At 72.1% G+C, this 23,763-nt stretch carries 23 protein-coding genes; 11 read left to right on the top strand and 12 right to left on the bottom strand.

Translation table 11 applies throughout. The features are described 5' to 3' along the window. Positions 1-6 precede the first annotated feature (6 nt). From DN069_RS24080 to DN069_RS24065, 4 genes are read right to left on the bottom strand one after another with little or no spacing between them, the layout of a single operon-like run. Entirely contained in the window at positions 7-750 is a 744-nt protein-coding gene (locus DN069_RS24080; RefSeq protein WP_243639664.1) for an ABC transporter substrate-binding protein, read from the bottom strand. A gap of 45 nt (positions 751-795) precedes the next feature. Continuing rightward, a complete protein-coding gene (locus DN069_RS24075; protein ID WP_111504171.1) occupies positions 796-1,533 on the bottom strand; it encodes an ABC transporter ATP-binding protein in 738 nt (245 codons plus the stop codon). Beyond that, complete coding sequence (locus DN069_RS24070) at positions 1,530-2,450, bottom strand: ABC transporter permease (RefSeq protein WP_111504169.1); 921 nt, start codon at positions 2,448-2,450, stop codon at positions 1,530-1,532. The genes DN069_RS24075 and DN069_RS24070 overlap by 4 nt, the downstream gene beginning before the upstream one ends. Beyond that, positions 2,447-3,343: a TauD/TfdA dioxygenase family protein gene (locus DN069_RS24065; protein ID WP_111504167.1), complete on the bottom strand. Its 897-nt coding sequence runs from the start codon at positions 3,341-3,343 to the stop codon at positions 2,447-2,449. Before DN069_RS24065 ends, DN069_RS24070 begins: the two co-directional genes overlap by 4 nt. 534 nt (positions 3,344-3,877) lie before the next feature. On the opposite strand from DN069_RS24065, the gene DN069_RS24060 reads away from it, so the two are divergent. The 6 genes from DN069_RS24060 (at position 3,878) to DN069_RS24035 (ending at position 9,573) form a co-directional block, all read left to right on the top strand. After that, a complete protein-coding gene (locus DN069_RS24060) occupies positions 3,878-5,104 on the top strand; it encodes a glycosyltransferase (protein WP_111504165.1) in 1,227 nt (408 codons plus the stop codon). Between the two features lie 172 nt (positions 5,105-5,276). Further along, entirely contained in the window at positions 5,277-5,939 is a 663-nt protein-coding gene (locus tag DN069_RS24055) for a deoxynucleoside kinase (RefSeq protein ID WP_111504163.1), read from the top strand. 71 nt (positions 5,940-6,010) lie between these two features. Continuing rightward, positions 6,011-6,559 (top strand): dihydrofolate reductase family protein, encoded by a 549-nt coding sequence (locus DN069_RS24050; protein ID WP_111504161.1) that lies wholly within the window; start codon positions 6,011-6,013, stop codon positions 6,557-6,559. A 77-nt stretch (positions 6,560-6,636) separates the two neighbouring features. Continuing rightward, a complete protein-coding gene (locus DN069_RS24045; RefSeq protein WP_243639662.1) occupies positions 6,637-7,965 on the top strand; it encodes a sensor histidine kinase in 1,329 nt (442 codons plus the stop codon). Positions 7,966-7,996: 31 nt separating this feature from the next. Beyond that, on the top strand, positions 7,997-8,494 hold the full coding sequence (locus DN069_RS24040) for a trypco2 family protein (protein WP_111504157.1): 498 nt from the start codon (positions 7,997-7,999) through the stop codon (positions 8,492-8,494). Positions 8,495-8,787: 293 nt separating this feature from the next. Beyond that, on the top strand, positions 8,788-9,573 hold the full coding sequence (locus tag DN069_RS24035) for a class I SAM-dependent methyltransferase (protein ID WP_111504155.1): 786 nt from the start codon (positions 8,788-8,790) through the stop codon (positions 9,571-9,573). A gap of 40 nt (positions 9,574-9,613) precedes the next feature. Here the strand turns inward: DN069_RS24035 and DN069_RS24030 are convergent, their stop codons facing one another. The 3 genes from DN069_RS24030 to DN069_RS24020 all read right to left on the bottom strand — a co-directional run bounded on the left by DN069_RS24030 (position 9,614) and on the right by DN069_RS24020 (position 13,900). Beyond that, positions 9,614-12,520: a TIR-like protein FxsC gene (locus DN069_RS24030; protein ID WP_111504153.1), complete on the bottom strand. Its 2,907-nt coding sequence runs from the start codon at positions 12,518-12,520 to the stop codon at positions 9,614-9,616. A 225-nt stretch (positions 12,521-12,745) separates the two neighbouring features. Beyond that, complete coding sequence (locus DN069_RS24025; protein ID WP_111504151.1) at positions 12,746-12,976, bottom strand: hypothetical protein; 231 nt, start codon at positions 12,974-12,976, stop codon at positions 12,746-12,748. Positions 12,977-13,237: 261 nt separating this feature from the next. After that, positions 13,238-13,900, bottom strand: a complete 663-nt coding sequence (locus tag DN069_RS24020; protein ID WP_111504149.1) for a TetR/AcrR family transcriptional regulator — start codon at positions 13,898-13,900, stop codon at positions 13,238-13,240. Positions 13,901-14,002: 102 nt separating this feature from the next. Here DN069_RS24020 and DN069_RS24015 point away from each other — a divergent pair, with 102 nt between their 5' ends. After that, complete coding sequence (locus tag DN069_RS24015) at positions 14,003-14,593, top strand: ester cyclase (protein ID WP_111504147.1); 591 nt, start codon at positions 14,003-14,005, stop codon at positions 14,591-14,593. Positions 14,594-14,622: 29 nt separating this feature from the next. Here DN069_RS24015 and DN069_RS24010 read toward each other — a convergent pair whose 3' ends face one another. Together DN069_RS24010 and DN069_RS24005 are read right to left on the bottom strand one after the other, a co-directional pair. Then, positions 14,623-16,161, bottom strand: coding sequence for a carboxylesterase/lipase family protein (locus DN069_RS24010; protein WP_111504175.1), 1,539 nt, complete (start codon positions 16,159-16,161; stop codon positions 14,623-14,625). Positions 16,162-16,314: 153 nt separating this feature from the next. Next, entirely contained in the window at positions 16,315-16,569 is a 255-nt protein-coding gene (locus DN069_RS24005; RefSeq protein WP_243639660.1) for a hypothetical protein, read from the bottom strand. A gap of 366 nt (positions 16,570-16,935) precedes the next feature. Here DN069_RS24005 and DN069_RS40265 point away from each other — a divergent pair, with 366 nt between their 5' ends. Both DN069_RS40265 and DN069_RS42660 read left to right on the top strand, forming a co-directional pair. Then, positions 16,936-17,232, top strand: coding sequence for a hypothetical protein (locus DN069_RS40265; protein ID WP_165845619.1), 297 nt, complete (start codon positions 16,936-16,938; stop codon positions 17,230-17,232). After that, a complete protein-coding gene (locus DN069_RS42660; protein WP_341538497.1) occupies positions 17,129-17,899 on the top strand; it encodes a class F sortase in 771 nt (256 codons plus the stop codon). Before DN069_RS40265 ends, DN069_RS42660 begins: the two co-directional genes overlap by 104 nt. 218 nt (positions 17,900-18,117) lie before the next feature. Here DN069_RS42660 and DN069_RS23995 read toward each other — a convergent pair whose 3' ends face one another. Both DN069_RS23995 and DN069_RS23990 read right to left on the bottom strand, forming a co-directional pair. Further along, positions 18,118-19,734, bottom strand: coding sequence for a purine-cytosine permease family protein (locus tag DN069_RS23995; RefSeq protein ID WP_111504143.1), 1,617 nt, complete (start codon positions 19,732-19,734; stop codon positions 18,118-18,120). Between the two features lie 27 nt (positions 19,735-19,761). Continuing rightward, positions 19,762-20,994, bottom strand: a complete 1,233-nt coding sequence (locus DN069_RS23990; protein WP_111504141.1) for a M20 metallopeptidase family protein — start codon at positions 20,992-20,994, stop codon at positions 19,762-19,764. A 128-nt stretch (positions 20,995-21,122) separates the two neighbouring features. Between DN069_RS23990 and DN069_RS23985 the strand changes: the two genes are divergently transcribed. Further along, on the top strand, positions 21,123-22,190 hold the full coding sequence (locus DN069_RS23985) for an Lrp/AsnC family transcriptional regulator (RefSeq protein WP_111504139.1): 1,068 nt from the start codon (positions 21,123-21,125) through the stop codon (positions 22,188-22,190). Here the strand turns inward: DN069_RS23985 and DN069_RS23980 are convergent. Beyond that, complete coding sequence (locus DN069_RS23980; RefSeq protein ID WP_111504137.1) at positions 22,166-22,675, bottom strand: hypothetical protein; 510 nt, start codon at positions 22,673-22,675, stop codon at positions 22,166-22,168. The genes DN069_RS23985 and DN069_RS23980 overlap by 25 nt on opposite strands. A 109-nt stretch (positions 22,676-22,784) precedes the next feature. On the opposite strand from DN069_RS23980, the gene DN069_RS23975 reads away from it, so the two are divergent. Next, positions 22,785-23,763, top strand: a 979-nt coding sequence (locus DN069_RS23975; protein ID WP_133260030.1) for an RNA polymerase sigma factor, incomplete at its 3' end; no start/stop codon positions are given.

Below are 23,763 nucleotides of genomic sequence, written 5' to 3'. Positions count from 1 at the left end.
CAACTACTACGTGGCGAGCGACTTGTCGCTCGCCACGTAGTAGTTGCTGGTCTGGTCGATGGGCGGCAGGCCCTTGGCCAGGATGCGCGCCCCGTGCTCGACGGCGATGGCCGACTGCGGGTTCCAGATCGCCCAGGCGTCGACCTTGCCGGTCGCGAACGCGGTGGCTCCGTCGGCCGGGGGCAGGAAGACCAGCTGGACGTCCTTCGGGGTCAGGCCGACGCTCTTGAGCGCCTTGAGGGCCAGCCCGTGCGCCGAACTGCCCTGCGGGACCGCGATCCGCTTGCCCCGCAGGTCGGCGAGGGTGTGCAGGGGCGAGCCCTGTGGCACGATGATGTTCTCCTGCGACTGGGTGGGCCGCAGGGAGCGGTTGACGGCCACAATCTTGAAGCCGTACTCCTTGGCCGCGCCGGTGATGGGCGGCACGTCGCCGACCGCGCCGAGGTCGATGTCGCCGGAGGCGGCGGCCTGGATGAGCGGCGGACCGTAGGTGAAGCGGGCGAACCGCACCTTGTAGGGGGCGTGGTCGAAGACGCCGGTGATCTTCGCCAGCGCCTGGCTGCCGTCGCCGCCGTTGTCCCCGATCGTGAAGGTGTACTGGCTCCACTCGGGGTGCGCGGCGGTGGACGGACCGCTGAGCGGCGCCACCGACTGGGTGTTCGCCGACGCGCACGCGGCGAGGGAGACCGACAGGGCGACAGAGCCGAGAGCGCCGAGGAGACGGGACGTTCTGGGAGTGCTGGTACGCATGGGAGTTCGAGTGCTTTCTGTGAGCAAGTGGGCAGTGGGCAGTGGTCAGGACTGGTGGACGAGGCCGAGGTCGTGCAGGAGGGCCGCGCGCAGCTCCTCGCGGGCGCCGCTCGCCTCGCGGTCGGCGGCGGGGAGTTCGACGAGGTGCTCGTTGCCGATGCGTCCGTCGCGCATGACGACGATCCGGTCGGCGAGGGCGATGGCCTCGTCGACGTCGTGGGTGACCAGCAGCATCGCCGCGTGGTGCCGGACGCGCAGAGCCCGCACCAGGTCGTGCATGCGCAGCCGGGTGATCGCGTCGAGGGCCGCGAACGGCTCGTCCAGGAGCACCAGTTCGGGCTCGGACACGAGCGCCCTGGCGAGCGCGACGCGCTGGGCCTCGCCGCCGGAGAGCTCCTTGGGCCAGGCGCCCTCGCGTCCGGAGAGCCCGACCTCGGCGAGTGCCTCGCGGGCGCGCCGGTCCGCGTCGGGCCCGCGCAGGCCGAGGGTGACGTTGCGCAGGACCCGCTGCCAGGGCAGCATCCGGTCGGCCTGGAAGACCACCGCGCGCCTGGCCGGCACCTCCACCCGGCCTCCGTCGGGGCGGTCCAGCCCGGCGAGCAGCCGCAACAGGGTGCTCTTGCCGCATCCGGAGGGGCCGAGCAGGACCACCAGCTCCTCGTCGGCGATGGCCAGGTCCAGTCCGTCGAGGACGGTGCGGTCGCCGAAGCGCCGCACGACGTCCTCGGCCAGGGCCCCGGCCTGCCGGCGCGGCCGGGTCGGGGTCGCAAGCGTGGTGCTCATGCTGCCTCATATCCCGGGCGCCACCGCAGCAGCACCCGCTCGAGAGCGCGGACGAACTGGTCCGCGACCAGGCCGAGGATCGAGTAGATGGCCAGGCCGACGAAGACCTGGTCGGTCTGCAGGTAGGTCTGTCCCTGGGTGATCAGGAAGCCCAGGCCCTGGTCGGCGTTGACCGTCTCGGCGGCGACCAGGCCGAGCACGCTGTAGGCGAGCGAGAACCGCAGGCCCACCAGGAAGCCCGGCAGCGCTCCCGGCACCAGCACCCGGGTGACCAGGCGCAGCCGGCCCGCTCCCGTGGTCCGCGCCATCTCGATCAGCCGCTGGTCGACGCCGCGGATCGCGGAGAACAGGTTCAGGTACATCGGCACGCCCGCGCCGAAGGAGATCAGCAGCACCTTGGTGAACTCGTCGATGCCGAACCAGACGATCATCAGCGGCAGCACGGCCAGCAGCGGGATCGTGTTGACGATCTGCACGAGCCCGTTGAACAGGTACTCGCCGCTGCGCAGCAGGCCGCCGAGCACGCCGGCGGCGATGCCGACCGTCAGGCCGAGCGCGAGGCCCAGTCCGGCGCGCTGCAGCGAGATCGCCAGATCCGGGCCCAGCACGCCCTGGTCCCACAGGCGTTGGGCGGTACCCAGCAGAGAGGTCGGGGCGGGCGCGTAGGCGGGGGAGAGCACACCGGCTCTGGCGAGCACCTCCCACAGCACCAGGACGACGGCCGGGGTGGTGTAGATCCCCAACGGCCAGCGCAGGCGGGCCCGCAGGACGCCGAGGGCGGTTCGCCTGCCGCTCTCGCCGGGCAGGAAGACCTCCCGCCGCGGCGAGGCGGTGGTCCCCTCGGCGGGCGGCTCGGCGTGCGACTCGCGGTACGGCTCCTCCCGGACGGGGGGAGCGACGAGGCCGACGTCGGTCATGCCGCCACCTCCAGCACGGTGGTGTAGTGCGAGGCGTCGCCGACGAGTTGGACGCTGGGGCGGCCGTCGACGCCCACGGGGACCTCCCCGGCCACGGTGACGCGGTTCAGTCGGCGCGGGTGGTCGTCGTAGTTGTCCACCGCGTAGTGCTGGGTGATCCGGTTGTCGAAGACGAGCAGCTGGTTCGGGGACCAGCTCCACCGCAGCACGTTCTCCGGACGGGTGACGTAGGACTGGAACAGGCGCAGCAGGTCGGCGGAGTCGCCGGCGGACAGACCGACGATCCGCTTGGCGAAGCCGCCGATGAACAGACCCCGCTCGCCGGTGAGCGGATGCACCCGCACCACCGGGTGCTCGGCCTCGTAGGGCGTCGCGACGAAAACCTGGTCGTGCTCACGCTGCCGCGCGGTGGCGGCCGCGGGGCGCGCGTAGTCGAACTGGTTGGTGTGCACCGCGCGCAGCGAGTCGGCCAGTGCGCGCAGCGAGGCGGGCAGGTCGCGGTAGGCGCCGCCCGCGTCGGCGACGAGTGTCTCGCCGCCGTAGGGCGTGGTCACGATGGAGCGGAGCGTGGTGAGTTGGGGCGGGTTGACCACGAAGGTGACGTCCGAGTGCCACTCGTTCGCCTTGGATGTCTCGCTGTCGACGGCCAGCACGTTGGCCGTTCCCTCGGCGGCGGGCACGTTCGGGTGGGCGGTGGTGAGCTCGCCGAACCAGGCGGCGACGCGTTCCTGGCCGGCGTCGTCGAGATCCACGTCGGACAGGACCAGCGCCTTGTGGGCGTTCAGGGCGGCGCGCAGGGCGGCGACGGTGTCGGGATCCGGTACGGCGCCGAGGTCGACGCCCTCGATCCGGGCGCCGATACGGCTGGAGAGTTTGCGGACGTGAAGGGGCACGGGAAGTCTCCTAAGGGAGCCGGGGCAGGCAGGAGTCAGCGCCGCCTCCGCGGAGCGAGGAGCTCGGCGTGGCGTCGCGGGACGAGAGAGTGAAGGCGCACCCGTCCGCCGCGTGAGTCGAGAACAACTCACAGCAGGGGGTGGAGTGGTGTGGTCCGAGCGCGGTACGACGAGACGGAGGCGACAGCCTCGTTCAGCTCGGGTTCACACGGAGCGGCCTAGCGGCCGGGGGAGGAGGTACTCCCGTTCAGGAACAACAGAACGCGCTGGACACGTGCGCCAGATCGATGTGGCGCCGCTGAGTGAGTTCCACGCGCGGGTTCATGGAAACAGAGTTGAGCAGAGCTCCCGCACCGGGGTCAAGACGACCCCGGCAGGGATCTCGCATACCGGACAGGTCGGCGTGCTCGTGCCCCTTCGTCGTGATCAACCTACAGCGGCGAGGGGGCCTTGCCGCAAGGCCCCGCGGGTGCCGCAGAATCGTCGCTCGCGGCCGGAAACTCGGCCGGATCCAACGGACTTGGGGGGCGCGGAATGCGCGTGCTGTTGTCGACCTACGGCTCGCGGGGCGATGTCGAACCGTTGGTGGAACTCGCGGTGCAACTGCGGGCGCTCGGCGCGGAGGTGCGGATGTGCGCGCCGCCGGACGAGGACTTCGTCGAGTTGCTGGGCCGCGTCGGGCTGCCGCTGGTGCCGATCGGTCGGCCGATGCGGACGATGGTGCGGCCCTCGTCGGCGGCGGAGGCCAGGGACCGGGTCGCCGAGTTCGCGGGGCAGTTCGACGCGGTCGCCGAGGCCGCGCAGGGGTGCGACGTGCTGCTGGCGAGCGGGCTCGCGCACTTCGCCTCGCGCTCGGTCGCGGAGAAGCTGGGCATCCCCTACGTGTACGCGACCTTCTGCTCGTTCCTGCTGCCGACGCCGCACCACGCGCCGCCGACGGCGCTGCTGCCGGGCGGGTCGCTCCCGGCGGAGGTCACCGACCACCGCGCGCTGTGGGAGCTGAACGCCCGGCTCTTCGACACCATGCACGGGGAGGCGCTCAACGCGCACCGGACCTCGGTCGGGCTGCCGCCCGTCGCGGGCGTCCGCGACTTCATCCTCACCGAGCGGCCGTGGCTGGCCTCGGATCCGGTGCTCGACCCGTGGCAGGAGACCGCCGACCTCGGCGTCGTGCACACCGGCGCGTGGATCCTCCCCGACGAGCGCCCCCTGGCGCCGGACCTGGTCGCCTTCCTGGACGCGGGCACGCCGCCGGTGTTCGTCGGACTCGGCAGCACCCGCCACGCCTCGGCGGACATCGCCCGGGTGGCGATCGAGGCGGTCCGTGCGCGGGGCCGCCGCGTCCTGATCGGCAGCGGCTGGTCGGACCTGGCCCGGATCGACGACCAGGACGACTGCTTCGTCGTCGGCGAGGTCAACCTGCAGTCCCTCTTCGCCCGCGTCGCCGCCGTGATCCACCACGGCGGCGCGGGCACCACCACCACGGCGGCCCGGGCGGGCGCTCCGCAGGTGGTGGTGCCGCAGGGGGCCGACCAGCCCCACTGGGCCGGGCGCGTCGCCGCCCTCGGCATCGGCGCGGCGGCCGACGGGCCGGCCCCGACCGTCGACGCCCTGTCGGCCGCGCTCGGCACGGCGCTCGCGCCGGAGACCGGCGCCCGGGCGCAGGCCGTGGCCGCCACGATCCGCACCGACGGCGCCGCCCTGGCCGCCAAGCTGCTGCTCGAAGCGGCGAGCGACGCCCGACCGCCGGCCTCGGCCTGAACCGGGTCGCGCCGGCCGGCGGCGTGCGGGCGGTCCCGCCGGAACGATCACGGGTGCCCACCTCTTATCCTTGGTCCGCGCTGGGGGCACGCCGCGAGTACGACGTGGCCCTGGGCGGCGGGGATCGCCGGACAGCGGTCCTGACGGAAGACCCCCAGGGAGAAGCGAGGTAATGGCCGTGATCTGCGTCGGAGGCATGATCGGGATCGGCAAGACGAGCGTGGCCGAGATCCTTGCCAAGGCGCTGGGCAGCGCGGTGTTCTACGAGAGCGTGGAGGACAACCCGATCCTCCCGCTCTTCTACACCGCGAGCCCGGAGGAGATCCAGGCCAAGCGCTACCCGTTCCTGCTCCAACTCCACTTCCTGCGGACGCGGTTCGCCTCGATCAAGGAGGCGTACCGGCGCGACGACAACGTGCTGGACCGGTCCATCTACGAGGACTGGTACTTCGCCAAGGTCAACCACGAGCTGGGCCGGATCAGCTCCCTCGAGATGCAGGTCTACGAGGGGCTGCTCGACGAGATGATGCGCGAGATCGAAGGACTGCCGTACCGCAAGGCTCCCGACCTGATGGTCTACCTCAAGGCGGACTTCGAGACGGTCCTGCACCGCATCGGGCTGCGAGGCCGTGACTTCGAGCAGGACGAGAGCCTCGTCGAGTACTACCGGACCCTGTGGTCCGGCTACGACGACTGGGTGCACCGGCACTACTCGGCCAGCGAGGTCCTCGTCGTGGACATGAACCACACCGACGTGGTGAACAACCCCGCGGACGCGGCCCGCGTCGCGCGGGAGGTCCAGGACGCCCTGGCCGCCGCCAGGGGGCGCGCCTGACGTCTGTGGCGCGGCGCCCGGGGCGGGGCCGGCCGGCCCAGTAGCATCGGGACCGATCGGAGGTATGGGGCGTGCGGAAGATCGTCGTGTACGAGTTGGTGTCCCTCGACGGGGTCGCCGAGGCACCGGACCAGTTCTTCACCGACTGGGACGACGCGATGGAGGCCAACCTCGCCGCCGTGATCGCGACCCAGGACGCGGTCGTGCTCGGCCGCCGCAGCTACACCGAGTGGGCGGGGTTCTGGCCGGACAGCAGGATCCAGCCCTTCGCGGCGTTCATCAACGGGGTCGCCAAGCACGTCGCGACCTCGACGCCGCTGGACCAGGGCTGGGCCGGCGCGACCGCGATCGAAGGCGACCTGGTCGCCTTCGTACGAGAGCTCCAGCAGCGGCCCGGCGGCGACATCGGCGTCCACGCGAGCATCTCGGTCGCACAGGCGCTGCTCGCCGCCGGCGTCGTCGACGAACTCCGGCTCGTGATCGCGCCTCGGATCGTCGGCCGCGGACGGCGACTCCTCGACGGCCTGCCGACGATCAGGCTCCAAGCGATCCGGAGCGAGCCGTCACCGGCCGGCTATCTGCTGGCCGACTACCGCGTCCTCGGCCCGAGTACGGACTGACGCCCTGAGCCCCCTGGCGTCAACTCCGGCCACCAGAGGTGGAGGCGCGCCCGCCCGACGGCGGATACCGTGCGCGCATGAACACAACGGGGGCACGGTGGCGCCGGCACGCCGGGAGCCTGGCGTCAGCCGCGGGACGGCCGACGCGGCAGCAGTGGCTGGTGGACTCCGCGCTCGCTGTGGGCCTGCTGGCGGTCACCGTGCTCCTGGGCAGCCAGGGAGGCGAATCCGCCGCGCCGTGGCGCGCGTTGGACGTTCCCGGTGATGTGCTGACCACCCTCACCGTGCTGCCGGTGGCCGCCAGAAGACGCGCCCCATTGTCGGTGCTCGGGGCGTGCTGTGGGGCTTGGATCGTGCTGATCGCCGCCGGATACTGGCCCGTGGTCGGCTCCTACGGCCCGATGCTCGCGCTCTACAGCCTGGTGGCGGCCCGGGGTTGGGCCGGTGCGACGGCCGGCGCTCCGCCCCTGGGCGCCGTATGGGTCTTCGGCGGCCTGCGCGCCCCGCACACCGGCACCGGTCTGGAGGCGATCGTCGCCCAGGCCGTCGTGGTTCCGACGGTCCTTGCCATGTTCGGGCTCCAGGCCTACCGGCTCGCACAGCGCAACCGCCAACTCGCCCACCTCACCGCCCAACTCGCCCAGGAGCAGGCCGCCCGCGCCCGACACGCCGTCACCACCGAACGCCTGCGCATCGCCAGGGAGCTGCACGACGTGATCGCGCATCACCTTTCCGTCGTGTCGGTGCAGACCGGCCTCGCGTCCTATGTCTTCGACAGTGACCCGGCGACGGCCCGTGGCGCACTGCAGACCATCGCGGACGCCAGCGGCGAGGCGCTGGAGGAGACCCGCACTCTGCTGCATTTGCTGCGCACCGGGGCCGACAGCGGAACCGACCCCCAGGCGCCCGATGGCGCGTCCCCTCGGACGACGAGTCCGGCCCGGTCCGGTCCTGCGACCCCCGCCCCGCGCCCGGTGCCCGCCCTGTCCCGGATCGTCGAACTGGTCGACCGGATGGGCACAGTGGGCGTCGACGCCGAGCTGACCGTCACCGGACGGGAGCGCCCACTGGCCCAGCGCGTCGAACTGTCGGCCTACCGCATCGTCCAGGAAGCGCTGACCAACACCCTCAAGCACGCTGGTCCCACCCGCGCGCAGATCGCGCTGCACTACGGCACCGAGGAGCTCACCGGGCGGATCACCGACCACGGCTCCACGACCGCGGCGGCGGACGCCCCTCCCGGCGGGCGGACCGAGATCCCCGGATCCGGTAACGGCTTGATCGGCATGCAGGAGCGCGTCAGAATGCTCGGCGGCACAGTCCGCGCCGAGCCGCGTGCCCACGGGGGTTTCGAAGTGGTCTTCACCCTCCCCGCGATACCGGGCCAGGCCGAGGCGGCATCCTGACCCCTCCCGCATCCGACCTGGAGCGCAGCTGATGGACACCGGTCTGCCGGTCGACGACCTGATCGCCGTGATCAAGCGGGCGATCAAGTACGCCAACATCTCCGAAACCGACGCCTCCCGGGACCTGCGCGTCACCTCCGTCCACCTCCACCTCAACACCGTCGCCACCGCGTCCTCCGGGGGAGGGGTCGACTTCCGGATCCCCTTCGTCGGCATGCAGTTGAGGATCGGGGGCAAGGTCACCCACAAGGACACCCACTCGATCGAACTCACCCTGGTTCCGGAGGACCTCGCCGAGCACGAGGTCCGGGACGGCCGGGTCGAGGAAGTGCTCGTCGACGCGATCGGGACCCTGCGCCGCCTCGTCGCCGGCGCCGCGACCGGTGACGACCCGTTCGTGTTGAAGGACAGCACCGTCGAACTCGTCTTCGCGGTCGAGGAGGACGGCACGATAGCGCTCGGCTTCGAGGGCGAGCTGAAGAACGAGGTCACCCACACCCTGCGGCTCGGTCTCGGCGTGCCGCACTGAGCCCGCACGGGCTCGCTCGCTTTCGCCGAGGCCAGTGCCGCATCAGACAACGTTCGCCCTGTGGCACCGCTGGAAAACTCGTCAAAACAGTGTCCCCGCCGCAGCCCTGGAAGGTCCCATCCTGGCTCCTGACGGATGGCTGGGCGGACGCGGGGTCGGGGTCTGGAGTGGGTTGCCCACCGGTGGCCTCCGGGGCTTGCAGCGGCCCGTTCCAGCCGTCGCCATACACCGTTTGACCTGGCCTTTTGCCATCCTCGCTCCTATGATCGACATCGGTCGAAAGGGGGGGCCGGATGGACCGGACCGTACGCACCGTCGAGGACGTTCTCGCGCTCTTGGACGGGCTCTTCGCATCTGAATCAGAGGCCGGCCGCTTGGCGACGGGTGACGGCAAGGACTTCTGGGACCGCTTCTACGCCGACCGGTCAAGGCCGGTCCCGTTCTTCGCGGCGAAGCCGGACGAGAACCTGGCCGCCTACCTCGACCAGGGGCTGATCGCTCCCGGCCGGGCCCTGGACCTGGGGTGCGGGGCGGGCCGCAACGCCCTGTACCTCGCGTCGCACGGCTTCGAGGTGGACGCCGTCGACCTTTCCCCCGTGGCCATCTCCTGGGCCGAGGACCGGGCTCGCCAGGCCGGGGTCGACGTCCGCTTCCTGTGCGGCGACGCTTTCGCGCTCCCTGCCGCCGAGTTGAGCGGCCCCTACGACCTGGTCGTCGACTCAGGGTGCTTCCACCACCTGCCGCCGCACCGCCGCGTCAGCTACCTGGCCCTCCTCGACCGCGTCCTTGTCCCCGGCGGCCATCTCGCGCTCACCAGCTTCGCCGCCGGCGAGCAGGGCATGGGGTCGGAGCTCGCCGACGCGGACCTCTACCGCGAGCGCGAGTTGCAGGGTGGCCTCGCCTACACACCCGAGTCGCTGCGCTGGATCTTCTCCGACCTGGTCGAGGTGGAACTGCGGCGCATGCGGGAGGAGCCGCCCGAGTCGACACTGTTCGGCGTGACCTTCCTGTGGACCGCGTTGTTCCGTCGGGGTGCGGCCCCCTCAGGCGACGTTCGCCCTGGCCACGACCTCGCGTAGATGATCCGCGGCAGCCTGTGGCCCTTTGTCTGATGCGGCACTAGATCGTGGCGGCCGGGTCGCCGTAGGCGCAGTAGGCCAGCCAGGTCGGATCGTCGTCCTCGGCCGCGGCCTGTTTCCTTGCGGCGAAGACGGCTTGGCCGAAGGGGGTCCCGGCGGCGAGCGCGGTGTAGAAGGTGGTGGCGAACGAGGCCGCCTTGTCGCTCCGGACGTTCCAGAGGGTGCCGATGAAGGCCCCGGCACCCGCGGTCAGGAACTGCTGGGCCCAGCCGGTCACCAGTGTGCGGCACAGGTCCGCCCCCATGCTGCGGCAGGCGTTGACGAACACGACCGGACTCATGCGGGCGAGCGAGCGCTGGACGGCGACGCTGTTCAGCAGTTCGGGCACGAGTGGCCCGCCCTGCATGTCGATGCACGAGCCGATCCCCGGAGTGAACGTGTTGTGGCAGGCGAAGTGGGCGACGCCGAGGTCGCCGGCGTCCAGCGCCTCCAGCAGGTCCTGCAGCCGATCGATGACCGGGCCCGAGCCGAGGATGCCCTGAAGGGAGGCGAACTCCGCTTCGGCCGTTCTGGGCGGTGCGGAGGAGACGACGAATCTCGGCGAGCCGAGGTGGAGTGAGCGGGTGCGACCCTGGCCCCGGGTGCGGCGCACCACCGGGAACCCCTCGACCAGGAACCCCAAGTCGCACCCCGGTGCCAGGGGGTAGAGCAGCTCCCACGGGATGTCGTCGTCCGTGGCGATGGTGAAGGTGCTGATCTGGCTGCGCAGGTTCCAGAACTCATCCTTGATCACCTCCGGGACCAGCTGCCGCCACAGGCCCACCCCGGTCTCGCGCATCAGCCGTCGTGCGCTCGCGGACTCGTACCGGGCCCTGCCCGCGGCCAGTCGCCCCAGCGTCGCGACCACCTCCTCCAGCGGGGCGTCCAGGTCGCGCACGAGACTCTGCGCGTGGACGATCGAGCCGAGGTAGCGCTCCGAGATGAACTGGAAGGCGAGCCTCCCGTCCAGACGGTTGATCAGCAGGGTCACCTCGCCCTGCACGGCACGCACCGGTCCGACGGGCGTGGACACGGTCCGCCATACCGCCTCGCGCCCGCTCGCATGGACCGAGACCTCGATCTCCAGTTCACACAGAAACGAGCCGCCGGCCCAGGCGCTGAACTGGATCCGCTGCAGCCCCTCCGCGCAGGCGCGGAAGAGGAACCGCTCCGGGTCCGGATGGCCAGGGCCCGGACGCACCAGGAAGGTCCGCTCCAGACCCTCCAGGGGGACCAACCCGGCACTCGCGGGGGAGGCCACCACGGTGACCTTGGTCCCGCTCTCCGGAACACGGAGCAGCATCGGCGCGGCCACGGTGGCCTCGTCCTCGCGGGGCATGGAGTCGCCGATCCGGACGATGACGCTGAACTCGCTGTCCACCGTGGTGGCCGAAGGCGCCCGAGCGGTCAGCACCCGGGGCTGCTCCTCGTCGGCCCCGGACGCGCTCGAGCCCGGGACCACCGGTCCGGCCGGCGCGCTGGCCGGCTGCGGCGGGCGCCACGCCCCCGCGTCGCTCGGCCCGGCCGAGGCGGGGATCTCGCCCCCGCCGGGTCCGTTCGACCCCCAGCCGGAGGACTCAGTCGGTTGGGGAGCGGCGCCGCCGGCCAAGGGCTCGCGGTCCGGCAGCGGGGCCTTGTCGTGCTCGCGCGACGTGGGTGCGACGTAGCGGAGAGTCGGCCGGTCCGGCGCGCGCGGGTCGGGTTCGGTTCGCCGGCGGAGGCGGTCGAAGGCGTGCTGTGCGGCCATGGCCGCAGCGGGCAACGCGTGCTCGAAGTCCTCCAGCATCGCCAACGCGTCGTTGGCGCGCAGCCCGTACAGACGACGTCGCGCCGCCCGCATATGACGCAGGGTGTCGTCCGCGAGCCTGGTCAGTTCGTCGTTGCGGCGCTCGGATTCCGGGTCGTCGCCGGGCCACGGCTCCAACACCCCCACCCAGGTGGGGTTCTCGGCGTCGAACCGCCTGAGCAGCTCGCGACGGTCCCGGTCGAGCAGGCTCCAGCGGTCCAGCAGGAGCAGGCCGGGCGAGGCCGGCGCGTCGCCGCGCAGCAGCCGATGCGCCTCCTCCTCGAACTCGTGGATGCTCGGGTGGAATTCGGCTTGCCGTGCGACGTAGGCCGCCCGCCGCGCCAGACTGCCCGTGGTGTCGCGGTACGGCTGCCAGTCGACCGCGCTGATCCCGTAGGTGTCGGCGGAGCGGCCGGGCGGAAGGTTGTGCACGTCGCAGGCCATGACGGCGATCCGCAGCTGTCGCCGCTGGTCCGGCGGCCTGAACGCGCTCGGCCGGCTCTGGAAGTCGCGGCGTCGTCCGACCGTGATCGTGGTCTGCTGGGCGACGCGGACGATCGTCTGAGCCAGTCGCAGCACGGCGAGTTCGTACTGCGGCCGAAAGTAGCTCAGGCGGGAGAGGCTGAGAAGCCCATCGGTCTCGTAATCCTCGCCGAAGCTCCGATGCGCGTACTGCAGCGGCCGCGCGACATCCGGTAGGTCGCCCTCTTCGAAGGGAACCCACTGCACCGGCACCACGCCGTTGATCTGGCCGGCGTGCAGACCAGGCCGGTTGAAGAGCACCTGCCGCGAGGTGAAGGCGGCCCATTCCTGGCCACAGGCCTCGGAACGGAAGTAGCGCGGCGAGTAGAGGGGTACGAAGACGCGGCAGTGTGCGAGCGCTTCGGTGATCCGCTCCGACCAGTTCTCGTCCTCGTGCTCGCCGGCGTCCATGAACCCGACGGGTTCGTTCTCGTCCAGCCCGGCCAGTTCGGCGACCGCCTCGCACAGATCCTGGAAGAGCCGCTCCTCCCAGTGCGTCCTGCGCTCGCGCGCGGCGCCGGGCACACGGGGGGAATGGGCGTAGCTGAGAAAGAAGTAGGGACGAGCGACGTCCTCGGGCCAGCTCCCGTGGTCGACCACACGCCACCCCCCGTCGTGAGCCGCATCAGATGTGATGGCTCTTCAGGCAGGAGAATGCCATACGCGCCAACTGCCGGGGCCCCCTTCGGGTTCGCTCAGCCGATCGGCTGCGGGCCGGCGGGGTCGCGCGGTACTCGGGGGCGCTGCGCGGGTCAACTCGGTACGCACGGCCGCGCTTGAGGCAGGCCGTGCCGACCGCCGAACACCACCGACCGCTCGGTCGACTCACGCGGTTGGGCAGCGCAGCGCGTCGGCCCCGGTGAGGCCGGCCTGGCCGGCGAGCCAGCGGTTGACCTCCTCGGTCTCCCGGCGGTCCGCGCTCGCGCGGGCGGCAGCGCCGGCGGCGTTGTGCCGCGCGCGGCGGTGCAGGGACTGGGGTTCCACGGCGGCCAGAACGCGGGCGGCGTGACCGCCGAGCAGGCGGAGCAGGTTCCCTGAGCCGGTCAGCGCGAGCATGCGCGGTCCTCATGACGATGACGGCCGAGGATGCCGCTGCACGGGCAGGCGGCAAGCCGACGTGCCGAGCGCCGGCTGGGCCGCCGGGAGCCCCGACGGCGTGGGCGTCCGTCCGCAGGGTGCGGAGCGGGCCGTTCCGACGGTACTCGCCTACGCGGCAGGTGCCGACCGACGCGCCCCGGGTGTGGGCCGAACGAGGGAGTGGTCGTCCCGCTGACCGACCACCTGGAGGCGACCGCCAGGCACCCTGCTTCCGGACCCCTAGGGTCCCTGCTCCGGTGGGAGCAGCGACTGCGTCATGGTCGTGGTGAGCCAGCGCTCGAAGCGGTCCCAGCCCCACTGGCGGCGGTTGACCAGGCGGTCCGCCAGCTCGGGGGAGGTCAGAGCCCAGAGCAGGTCGGCCGCCTCGGCGGGGTCCAGGCCGTCGCGCAGGCCGAAGCGCGTGGCGAGGTGGTGGGCCAGGTTGGCGGTGCCGGTGGCGCGTTCGGACTCGATGGTGTCCGCGAACGCGCGCAGGTCCGGGTCGCCGGTGGCGGCCTGGGCGAGGGTCATCACGACGAGCGGCAGGACGCGTTCGTGCAGGGCGCGGGCGATCCGCGCGTAGTGGCGCAGGCAGGCCGGGCCGGTGTCCGCCGCGATCATCGCCTGGAAGAGCGGGCGCGCCGCCATCGGCGCCGCGTCGTCGTCCCCTGCCAGGGAGACGTCGTAGACGGCCTTGAGCAGCGCGGGCTTGCCGCCGACGGCGTTGTAGACCGTCTGCACGCTGACCCCGGCGCGCTGGGCGACGGCGGTCAGGGTCGTGCCCAGGTAGCCGTGCTCGGTCAGCAGGGCGGCGGCCGCGTCGAGGACCCGTCGGCGGGTCAGCAGCGCCTGCTCGGCGCGGAGCGGACTGGAGTAGCCGCGCCTCGGGTGCTCCTGCTCCATGGAGTGCCTCCCGTCGCCCTTGACATTCCACTGGAACCATCTTCAATCTGATGGAAGAGGATTCCATCCTAAAGTGGCCCTGTCCATGAGGGAGGCCGGATCATGGCCGATACCCGTTCCGACGCGCAGCCCGACGCCCAGCCCGATGCCGATGACAAGACGCTGCTGAGCCTGCGCTGCGTGCAGACGATGGCCGACGGCACGCTCGACGACTTCCGCGCGCTGGTGCATCCGGAGGCTGTCAACCGAGAGGCGCTGCGCGAGCCGGCGGCGAGTCGCGGCCGGGGTCCTGCCGCGTTCCACGCCACGGCCCTGTGGCTCCGCACCGCGTTCGCCGACCTTCGGTGGGAGCTGCAGGACGCTGTCACCGAGGGCGATCTGGTGGTGCTGCACACCACGATGTCGGGCCGCCACGTGGGCCCGTTCACCGTCTACGGGCCGGACGCCCGTCCCGTGCAGGTCTTCCCGCCGACCGGCCGGAGCTTCTCCGTCCTGCAGACGCACTGGTGCCGCGTCAAAGACGGGCTGCTGGTGGAGCACTGGGCCAATCGCGACGACCTGGGCCAGGCCCAGCAGCTCGGCTGGGCTCCGCCGTCGCCGCCCTACCTGCTGCGGATGGCCCTCGCCACGGCGGCGGCGCGCCGTGCGGCCCGCCGTGACCAGGGCCCGGGCGCGCCGTCGCCGGCCGGCTGACCGGCAGGCGCGGGCGTGGCCCGCGCCGGTCACGTATCGAGCAGCGGAACTGCGCAGAAGGCGTGGTCCTGCCAGATGAGGCGGGAGGCCTCCTCCGGGTAGCGGGTGACGGTCGGCGTGGTGTCGAAGAGCTGTGTCAGGCGCGCGTGGGGGTCGTACGCGGGCCAGCCGGGGTCGCCGTGGGTGGCGAACGCGGTCCACGCCCTGCGCATGCGGCCGGACAGCGCTTCGGCCTCGGGGGAGGGGCGCTCGCCGAACAGCGCGGCGGGCTGCCCACGGTCCAGATGGCCGAAGACGAGGGGGACGTCCAGGCCGTGGCAGGCGCCGAGAACGCCGCCCATGCCGGGGGCCGGCCAGGTCAGCTCGTACAGGTGAGCGCGGCCACCGGCAGCGGCCCAGGCGTCGGCGAGCTTGAGCGTGGGCATCCGGAACAGCCAGTCGGACAACACCACTTCGTGCAACTCGTCCGGGCCGGCGGCCGGGAAGCCGCGGCGATAACGGTCCTCGCCCTCGGAGCCGGGCGCGAAGACGCGGAGCGCGGCCGCTGCCTGATCCTGCGTCACCTGGCCGAGCAGCCCGTCGAGCGCCGTGAGGAGGCGCTGTTCGTCGCGGGTGTGGCCGACGAGGAGGTCGACGCCCGGCAAGGCGTGGTCGGCCAGCGCCTGCCACGGGGTGGCGGGCAGCACCTCGCCGTCCACCACGGGCGAGAAGGCGATGGACCGGTGCGCGACCTGGCCCCAACGGTGGGCCCACTGAGTCATCTTGGCGCCGACCACGTCCCCGGCCGCGGACAGTCGCGCCGGGGCCACGGCGGCGAGCTCGGCGCGCGTCGGCCGCAGCGCCAACTCGGCGGCGCAGGTGGCGGTGATGTCGGCGGCCAGTTCCGGCGAGAAGAACGTGCCCTGGACGCTCTGGGCGACGGCCCGCCGGAACAGACCCGCAGCGCGGTCCATCGCCAGCAGCGCGGCCACGGAGCCGCCGCCCGCCGACTGCCCGAAGACGGTGACGCGGTCCGGATGCCCGCCGAAGGCCCGGATGTTCTCCCGCACCCACTCGAGTGCGGCGACCTGATCGAGCAGGCCGCGGTTGGCGGGCGCCCCCTCGATCTGCCCGAAACCCTCCAGGCCCACCCGGTAGTTGAACGTCACCACGACAACGCCCTCGCGCGCCAGGCGGCCGCCGTCGTACTCGGGAAGACCGGACATGCCGACGGTGTAGGCGCCGCCGTGGATCCACACCATCACCGGTAGCCCGGCGTCCGGGCCAGGATCGGGGGTCCAGATGTTGAGCGTCAGCCAGTCGTCGCCCACCGTGTCGCGTGCCAGCGCGCCCATGCCCAGGGCCCCGCCCTGTGGCGGCGGAGGCCCGTAAGACGCCGCGTCCCGGACCCCGTCCCATCCGCTGACCGGCCGTCGCGGCGCGGCGAAGCGCAGCGCGCCCACCGGCGGCTCCGCGTAAGGGATGCCGCGGAACACGGCCACCCCCGCCTCCCGGCGCCCGCGCACCGCGCCGACCGGCGCGCGGACTTCCGGCTCGGCACGGAAAGGCTCGGAAGCGGAAAGGGCCACCACAACAGCTCACCCTTCGGGCGGACGACGGCGCACGACCACCCGGACCAGGCCGGGCGCGCCACCCCCGATCATGCCCCGGCCCCCTGACGAACGCCTACCATTTTCGGTGGGTGGCCACCGCCACCCAAGCGCGCGGCAGCGGTGAGCGGCCTATCCGGCGTTCCGCGCGGGGCTGGCACAGACGATGTCCCGAGCGGTCGCGAGCGAGGTCTCGTCCCAGCCGAGCAGGCCGCGCGTCACGAGGATCGCTGGAAGGATCGCGACATCGCGGTCCACCAGGTGCCGTTGGACGGCGTCCATCCCGCGTGCGTCCAGGATGGGCCGGCACTCCTTTACAACGGGGAGCAGGAAGTCCAGGCCGTTGCCGCCGAGCTGCTCGGCGCTGGGGAATACGGGCTTGGCCACGGCTCAGGGTACTCCGTGGGCTTTGCTCCAGGCCTCGCGCACCGCCAGAGGGGGATCAGGGACGCCAGGAGGGGTCCGCCAAGTCCCCCAGATGCAGGATCAGGTGAGCAGGTCGGCAAGAACGGTGTAGACCATGCGGGTGTCCGCCTTCCCGCGTCCAAGCGGCTGACGCCGGGGGCCACAGGAGCCCCAGTTCGTCGGGGCCGAAGGGACCTGACTGAGCGCCAGCCGCTGTGACCGCTTTGCGCTGAAGGGGTGTTTTGTGCGATGAGCTGCACCGGCAGGGGAACAGCTGACGTTGCATTGCATTCGCGGCGCTCTGCCCCTGGCAGGGCGCGCCCCCTTGTGAGTCCTTGGAGGACCGCTGTGAAGAGTATCCGTGTGACCGTGATCGGTGTTGTCGCCGCGGCGGCGGCGCTTGGTGTGGTGGCCCCGACCACCGCTCAGGCGGCGCCTCGGAGCGTGGCCGTGGTGCAGACCGGTCACCACCACCGGCACTGCGACCGTGACCGTGACCGTGACGACTGGTTCTGCTGCGACCGTGACCGCGACCGCGACGGTGACCGTGGCGACCGCGATTGCCGTCACCACCACGGGGTCGAGGCGGGTGGCGGCGGCATGGCCGCGGTGGTGGCCGGCCGGACCTCGCACATCGGTGGCTGACAGCCTCGCATTCGGTGGCGGCCGCCCGCGTGCGGCCGCCACCGCGGTTCTGCTCACGTGCCTGCTCGCCCCGGCCCTGGCCGGCTGCGGAGCCTCCAGGCACCAAGCGGCGGACGTGCGGCCTGGCCCCGCGCAGGCGACGCCGTCGCTGTCCGCCCCGCCGTCACCTGCGGCGTCGGTGAGCCCGCGTGCCGTCGCACCGCTGTACAGGTCGGCCCCCGTCCGGATCGTGATCACGCGGCTGGGTCTGAACGCGCCGCTGGTTCCCGTGGGGCAGACCGCGGACGGCACCGTGGCCACGCCCCCGTTCTCCCAGCCCCGCACGGCCGGCTGGTACACCGGCTCGGTCACCCCGGGCCAGAACGGCACCTCGGTCATCGTGGGACATGTCGACACCCCCACCGGACCGGCGGTCTTCTACCCGCTCACGGTCGCCCGCGCGGGCGATACCGTCGCCATCACGCGCGCCGACCGCAGCACGGCTGACTTCACCGTCGACGCCATCAAGGTCATCCCGCGCGACGACTTCGACGAGAACACCGTCTACGGCCCCACCGGCCGCCCCGAGGTACGCCTGATCACCTGCGGCGGCACCTTCGACAAGGCCATGGGTGAGTACACGAGCAACGTCGTCGTCTACGCCCACCTCACCGGCGCCCAGACATGACGCACCGTCTGCCGGCACCGCCCGAGCACCCAGGGACGCTCGGGCGTGACAACCAGACCCGGTACCTGGACCTACCGGCCAGAGTCACCGCGGCGGCCGGACTGGCCGTCGACGGCGCGGTCCACGCCTACCTGGCCGACCACTACGCCCTGTCCGCTCCCGGCATCACCATCGGCAGCTGGTTCCGCGTGGAAGCCGTCGTGGCCGGCCTCGCCGCGCTACTCGTGATCGCTCTGCGGAAACCGGTCACCGACTCGCTGGGCTGGCTGACCGCCGCCACGGCCCTGGTCGGAGCGACGGTGTACCACCTCGCCAGCCTCTACCAGACCAGCCCCTTCGGGGACCTGTACGGGCCGCTGTGGGACGCGGAGAGAACCCTTGCCCTGCCCGGTCAGGGCCTCGCCGTGGTCTGCCTGACCCCGCTCCTGCTCAGGCAAGCGCGCCGCGCGGTCCGTCGAACCGCCTGACCCTTCTGCCGGGCGGCGGACGCGAGCGGTGTAGAGGTAGTAGGCGAGGGCGGCGAAGACGAGGCCCACGAGCCAGGAGATGTCCGCGCCGCCCATGCTCGTGGCGAGTGGACCTTCGTAGACGCTGCTGTTGACGAACGGGAACTCGACCGCGACGGTCAGCAGGAAGATCACGACGGCTCCCCGGTTGCACCGGCCGTAGGGGCCGTCCTTGAGGAAGAACGCCTTGACGTCGTAGTCGCCGTGCCGCACCAGGTAGTAGTCCGTCAGGTTGATCGCGGTCCACGGGATGAGCAGGTAGAGCAGGATCAGGATGATGTTCTCGAACAGGGTCATCGTGTTGGAGCCGACCAGGATCGCGAGCACGGTGGTGATGGCGGTGAAGGCGATGGTGAAGAGCGCCCGTGCGCGCGGTCCGGCGTTGGTGCGTCCTCGCGGGGACACCGCGCTGAGCGCGGCGAGGAAGGCGCCGTAGGGGCTCTGCGCGGAGCCGGGCACACCGCCGACGATCAGCGCGGCGACCAGCAGCCAGGACAGGGCCGGGAATTGGTGAGCGAGGAAGCCGATGGAGTCCTGCCCGAGGGCGTCCGCGCCGATGACGGCGGCGAAGGCGCCGATCACCATGACCCAGGAGCCTCCGACGGCCGCGCCGAGGTAGGTCCACCAGAACGTCCGGCGCGGTGAGGTGTTCTCGGGCAGGTAGCGGGAGTAGTCCGAGACGTAGGGCGCCCAGGTGATCTGCCAGGAGGCGAAGATGGAGATCGCCAGCAGGACCGTACCGGCGGTGACCGACGTGCCGTGGTAGTGCGCCGGCAGGTGGGTGCCCAGTTTGACGAAGAGGGCGACGAAGACGAGACCGGAGACCACGGACAGGTACTTGCTGACGGCGTGGATCAGGTTGTAGCCCGCCGCCGCGATGCCGAGCGTGACCAGGTTGGACAGCACCACCGCGGCCGGGTAGGGGATGTGCAGCCAACTCGCCACGGCGTGGCCGTTGATGACCGCACCCTCGAGAGCGAAGCCGAAGTACATGGCGACCACGACGGCCACGGGCAGCACTGCGCCGTAGAAGCCGAACTGGGCGCGGCTCTGGATCATCTGTGGGATGCCCAGCTTCGGTCCCTGGACCGAGTGGTAGGCCATGAAGACGCCGCCGAGCAGGTTGCCGACCAGGATGGCGAAGATCGCCCAGGGCAGGTCGAGCCCGACGGTGACGGCGAGGGCGCCATTGACCAGCCCGGTGATCTGTACGTTGCTCGCGAACCAGAGGGTGAACAGGTGCCACGGTTTGCCGTGGCGTTCCTCGGCGGGGACGTAGTCGATCGACCGCTGCTCCACCGAGGAGGATCTGCTGGGCTGTTGTTCCATCACTGTCTCCGACGATAGGGGCGGGAGTTAGCGGAGCGCGGCGCCCGCGGCGTCCGCGTGGGCGGGCTGCTTCTGCAGTCGGGCCAGGGCCAGCCCGGCGTAGAGGGCGGCGCCGTCGGCGATCAGGCGGTCGTCGAAGACGACGTGGGGGGAGTGGTTGCCGGGTTCGCGCTCGGGATCCTGGCCGGCGGGAGCGGAGCCGAGTTGCACGATGGTCCCGGGGATCTGGTCGAGGACGCGGGAGAAGTCCTCGGAGGCTGTCAGGGGACCCGGCATGTCCTGGTAGCGGTGCGCGCCGAAGAGTTCGCGGGTGACGTCCGCGGCGAAGCGCGACTCCTCGGGCGCGGCGACGGTGGCCGGGTATTCGACGAGGTAGCGGGCCTCGGCGCGGACGCCGTGGGCGATCGCGACGGCTTCGCACAGCCGGGGCAGGGCATGGGTGAGGTGCTCGTTGACGCCGGGGTCGAAGGTGCGGACGGTCGCCTGGAAGTGGGCGGTCGGGGGGATCACGTTGGCCGCGGTGCCGGCGTTGATGGTGCCGACGCTCAGGGCGACGGGCTGCAGCGGGTCGACTCCCCGAGCCAGGTAGGCGTGGAGTTCGCCCACCATGGCGCAGGCCGCCGGGATGGGGTTGCGGGCGTGGTGCGGAGCCGATCCGTGGCCGCCGCTGCCGTGGACGGTGACGTCGAGCCGTGCGCAGGCGGCCATCAGCGGTCCGGGCCGGGTGGCGAAGCGACCGTGGGGGTAGTGGCGCGAGCTGACGTGCAGGGCGTAGGCGGCCACCGGCCGATCGCCGGCGGCGTCGAGGACGCCCTCCTCGAGCATCAGACGGGCGCCGTCATGGCCTCCTTCCTCGCCGGGCTGGAACATCAGCACGACGTTTCCGGCGATCCGGTCCCGTTGTCGGGTGAGCAGGTGGGCCGCGCCGACCAGCATCGCGGTGTGGAGGTCGTGGCCGCAGGCGTGCATGTGGCCGGGTACGCGTGAGGCGAAGGGGAGCCCGGTCTGTTCGGTCATCGGCAGTGCGTCCATGTCGGCGCGCAGCAGGACCGTCGGACCGGGCCGGGCGCCCCTGAGGACTGCGGTCACCGAGGACAGTGCCTGTCCCTGGGTGAGGGTCAGGGGCAGGGGGTCGAGGGCGGTCAGGATCTTCTCCTGGGTGCGGGGCAGGGCGAGCCCGACCTCAGGTTCCTCGTGCAGGTGGCGGCGTAGCCGGATCAGGTCGTCGGCCATGGGTCCGGCGTCGGCAAGAAGGTTCATCGTGTTCCCTTGAGGGTTCCCCTCGATCAGGGGCTCGGCGGTTGGGACGATGATGTGGGCGCCGACATATCTTCGGTGCGAATAGAATGAATCAGTCATGAACCGCTGATGGAACACAGGGATCGGGCATGATCGGCGAGGAAGAGCTGGCGATGGTGCACGCGCTCCAGGTGCAGCCGCGCGCCACCTGGGCCGAGCTGGCAGCGGTCCTCGGCTGCACCGCCACGACCGCCTCACGCCGCTGGGAACAGCTCCAGGAGAGCGGGACCGCATGGGTCAACGCGGTCCCCGGCCCGCAGGCCGCCGCGTTCGTCGCCTTCGTCGCGCTGCGCTGCGCGCCCGGGAGACGCCAGGAGGTGGCCGCGGCTCTCGTCGGCGACCCGGCAGCCGTCACCGTCGAGATCACCGCGGGGAGCCACGACCTGCTCGTCGAGGTCATCACGCCGGGCCCCGGGGACTTCACCCGGTATCTCCTGGACCGCGTCGAACGGCTTCCCGGAGTGGTCGGGTCCGACGTGACCGTCGCCACCACGGTCGTCACCGAGGCCAGTCGGTGGCGCCTCGATGCTCTCGACCCGGGCCAGTCCCAGGCCTTGGCGCACGAAACCGCTGTTCCCCGCTCCGCCGCGGCCGGGGCCGCAGCCGCGGCTGCCCGGCCGCCGGCACGGCACCTGACCGAGCTGGACCGCCGGCTGCTCTCCGAGCTGAGCCGGGACGGCCGGATGCCCTGGCAGCAGCTCGCCGAACACACGGGCACCAGCGCGGCGACCGCGCGACGCCGTTGCGAACGGCTGCTGGCCGCGGGGGAGGCGACGCTTCGGTGCGACGTGGCCGCGCCACTGATCGACCGTCAGGTGACGGTCTCGCTGTGGACGCGGGTGCCTGCCACGGATCTGGGCGGCGTCGCCCGGGCGCTGGCCACCGTCCCGAGCGTCCGCTTCATCGCCACCACCGCGGGCACCCACAACCTGCTCGTCACCCTGTGGCTGCGCTCGGTCGACGAAGTACACCGTCTGGAGGTCGACCTGGCCGCGCGCTGCCCCACGCTCGCGGTCCTGGAGCGCACCATCGTCCTGCACAGCGCGAAGCGCATGGGCCGCGTCCTTGACGCCGACGGACGCAGCAGCGGCACGGTGCCGATGGGGCCCTGGGCGACGAGCGCACCCGTGCGTCAGGAACGGGAAGGCGTGTCGTAGCCGCCGGCCGGCGTCGGTCCGTCGCTCTGCGGTGCGGCAGACCCCCCTGCCCTGCGGATGACCTCGCCGGCGGCGTTTCGGACGTCGTCGAGTACGCCGTTGACCCACGGTCCTGTCGTCGTGTCAGAGAGATCGCTGCCCAGCATGCCGGTGAGCACGGTGGCGGCACGAGCCATCGTGGCCGCCAGCGTACCGACGGCGTCGGCGACGGGGTCGACCCAGTTGTCACCCATCTCGTCTGACACGATCGCCACTGCCACCTGGTCGACGTTGTAGAAGGTTGTGCTGGCATCGCGCGCTGCTGCCAGGATCGCGAACAACCGGTCGGCGAGCGCATCCCGCGCCCGCTGCACCGGGTGCCTCGGGTAGGTCATCGACTCGCGGCCCAGCACGACCTCGACTTCTCGTGCGATCACCACGGCCTTGTCCACGAACCTCCGGTTGGCTTCCGTGCTCTTCCTCGCCCACTCGCGCTCGAACGTCATTCGATGATTATGGACGGGTCCGGGGGATGTGACGCGGGCCCTATTCAGGCCGCGCCTTTGTCCCGTTTAGTTCCTCGGACCTGCCCCGCACGACCGAGGGACCCCCGCTGTGACCACCGGAGAAGGCGCCGCACTCGACTACGCCCGGCTCTACAAGGACCACCACGCCGGTCTGCTCGCCTACGCGCAGACGCTGACCGGAGACCGTTCGCAGGCCGAGGACCTTGCAGCCGAAGCACGCTTCCGCGTCTGGCGCGGTGTCCGCGCCGGCCGGCGCGTCGGAGACGTACCCGGACAGCTCCGGGAGGCAGCCCGTGCCCTTGCCGCCGACCCCACACGGACCGGGGCCGGACCAACGCGCGCCCAGGATGTCGGGCAGGTCGGTCAGGTGGTCACGGTGCTGAGTGAGCTCCCGCAGCGTTGGCTGCGCGCGCTGTGGCTCACCGAGGTGGAGGACCGCCCCGTCGACGCCGTCGCCCGAGCCCTCGGCACCGGCCGCAGCGTCGCAGGCGCCCTGCTGCACCAGGCCCACGAGGGACTGCGCCAAGGCCTTCTGCGCACCGCCCCGCACCAGGCCGACGCGGTTGCCGTGGGCGGGGAAGAGCCGCGTGACGACGGCATGTCCCGCAGTCACGAGGAGCGCCTCAACGCCCTCACCGGACCTGCGCTGCTGGCGCTGGCCGACACCGCGGCCGGAACCGGCCTGCTCTCCCTCGCCGCGACCGCCTCGGTCACTGCCGTACCGGCGGGGGCGACGCGGGTGGCCCACCGCGCCGTCGTCAGCCACCGCGGCCCACGCCGCCGCCGTCCGGTGCGGGTGGCGGCCGCGGGTGGGCTGATCGCCGCGGCTGCCGGGATCGTCACCGCGGTGGCGGTGACCGGTGCCGAGCCCGCGTCGCCCACGGCCGCCGCGGCTCCCACCGCTGGGCCCACCAGCACCTCGGCCGTCCGCCCCGGTCCGCTGGCCGCGCAGACAACGCCGATGCGCACGGTCCCCACCGGCCTGACGTCGGCCTCGGCGTCGACCAGCCCGGCGGGCACGGGCCCCGCCTTGGCACCCGCCGTGCCGGTCACGGCCGGCGCGTCCG

This window comes from Streptacidiphilus pinicola (genome assembly GCF_003258295.1).
GTDB lineage: Bacteria > Actinomycetota > Actinomycetes > Streptomycetales > Streptomycetaceae > Streptacidiphilus > Streptacidiphilus pinicola.
The sequence above is the reverse complement of the archived record's forward strand: the minus strand, read 5'-3'. Positions and strand labels throughout refer to the sequence as shown.

Excerpts from the sequence above, each read along its gene's own strand:
- DN069_RS24080 (WP_243639664.1), bottom strand. The coding sequence starts at position 750 with ATGCGTACCAGCACTCCCAGAACGTCCCGTCTCCTCGGCGCTCTCGGC.
- DN069_RS24075 (WP_111504171.1), bottom strand. The coding sequence starts at position 1,533 with ATGAGCACCACGCTTGCGACCCCGACCCGGCCGCGCCGGCAGGCCGGG.
- DN069_RS24070 (WP_111504169.1), bottom strand. The coding sequence starts at position 2,450 with ATGACCGACGTCGGCCTCGTCGCTCCCCCCGTCCGGGAGGAGCCGTAC.
- DN069_RS24060 (WP_111504165.1), top strand. The coding sequence starts at position 3,878 with ATGCGCGTGCTGTTGTCGACCTACGGCTCGCGGGGCGATGTCGAACCG.
- DN069_RS24055 (WP_111504163.1), top strand. The coding sequence starts at position 5,277 with ATGGCCGTGATCTGCGTCGGAGGCATGATCGGGATCGGCAAGACGAGC.
- DN069_RS24045 (WP_243639662.1), top strand. The coding sequence starts at position 6,637 with ATGAACACAACGGGGGCACGGTGGCGCCGGCACGCCGGGAGCCTGGCG.
- DN069_RS24040 (WP_111504157.1), top strand. The coding sequence starts at position 7,997 with ATGGACACCGGTCTGCCGGTCGACGACCTGATCGCCGTGATCAAGCGG.
- DN069_RS24035 (WP_111504155.1), top strand. The coding sequence starts at position 8,788 with ATGGACCGGACCGTACGCACCGTCGAGGACGTTCTCGCGCTCTTGGAC.
- DN069_RS24025 (WP_111504151.1), bottom strand. The coding sequence starts at position 12,976 with ATGCTCGCGCTGACCGGCTCAGGGAACCTGCTCCGCCTGCTCGGCGGT.
- DN069_RS24020 (WP_111504149.1), bottom strand. The coding sequence starts at position 13,900 with ATGGAGCAGGAGCACCCGAGGCGCGGCTACTCCAGTCCGCTCCGCGCC.
- DN069_RS24015 (WP_111504147.1), top strand. The coding sequence starts at position 14,003 with ATGGCCGATACCCGTTCCGACGCGCAGCCCGACGCCCAGCCCGATGCC.
- DN069_RS23995 (WP_111504143.1), bottom strand. The coding sequence starts at position 19,734 with ATGGAACAACAGCCCAGCAGATCCTCCTCGGTGGAGCAGCGGTCGATC.
- DN069_RS23990 (WP_111504141.1), bottom strand. The coding sequence starts at position 20,994 with ATGAACCTTCTTGCCGACGCCGGACCCATGGCCGACGACCTGATCCGG.
- DN069_RS23985 (WP_111504139.1), top strand. The coding sequence starts at position 21,123 with ATGATCGGCGAGGAAGAGCTGGCGATGGTGCACGCGCTCCAGGTGCAG.
- DN069_RS23980 (WP_111504137.1), bottom strand. The coding sequence starts at position 22,675 with ATGACGTTCGAGCGCGAGTGGGCGAGGAAGAGCACGGAAGCCAACCGG.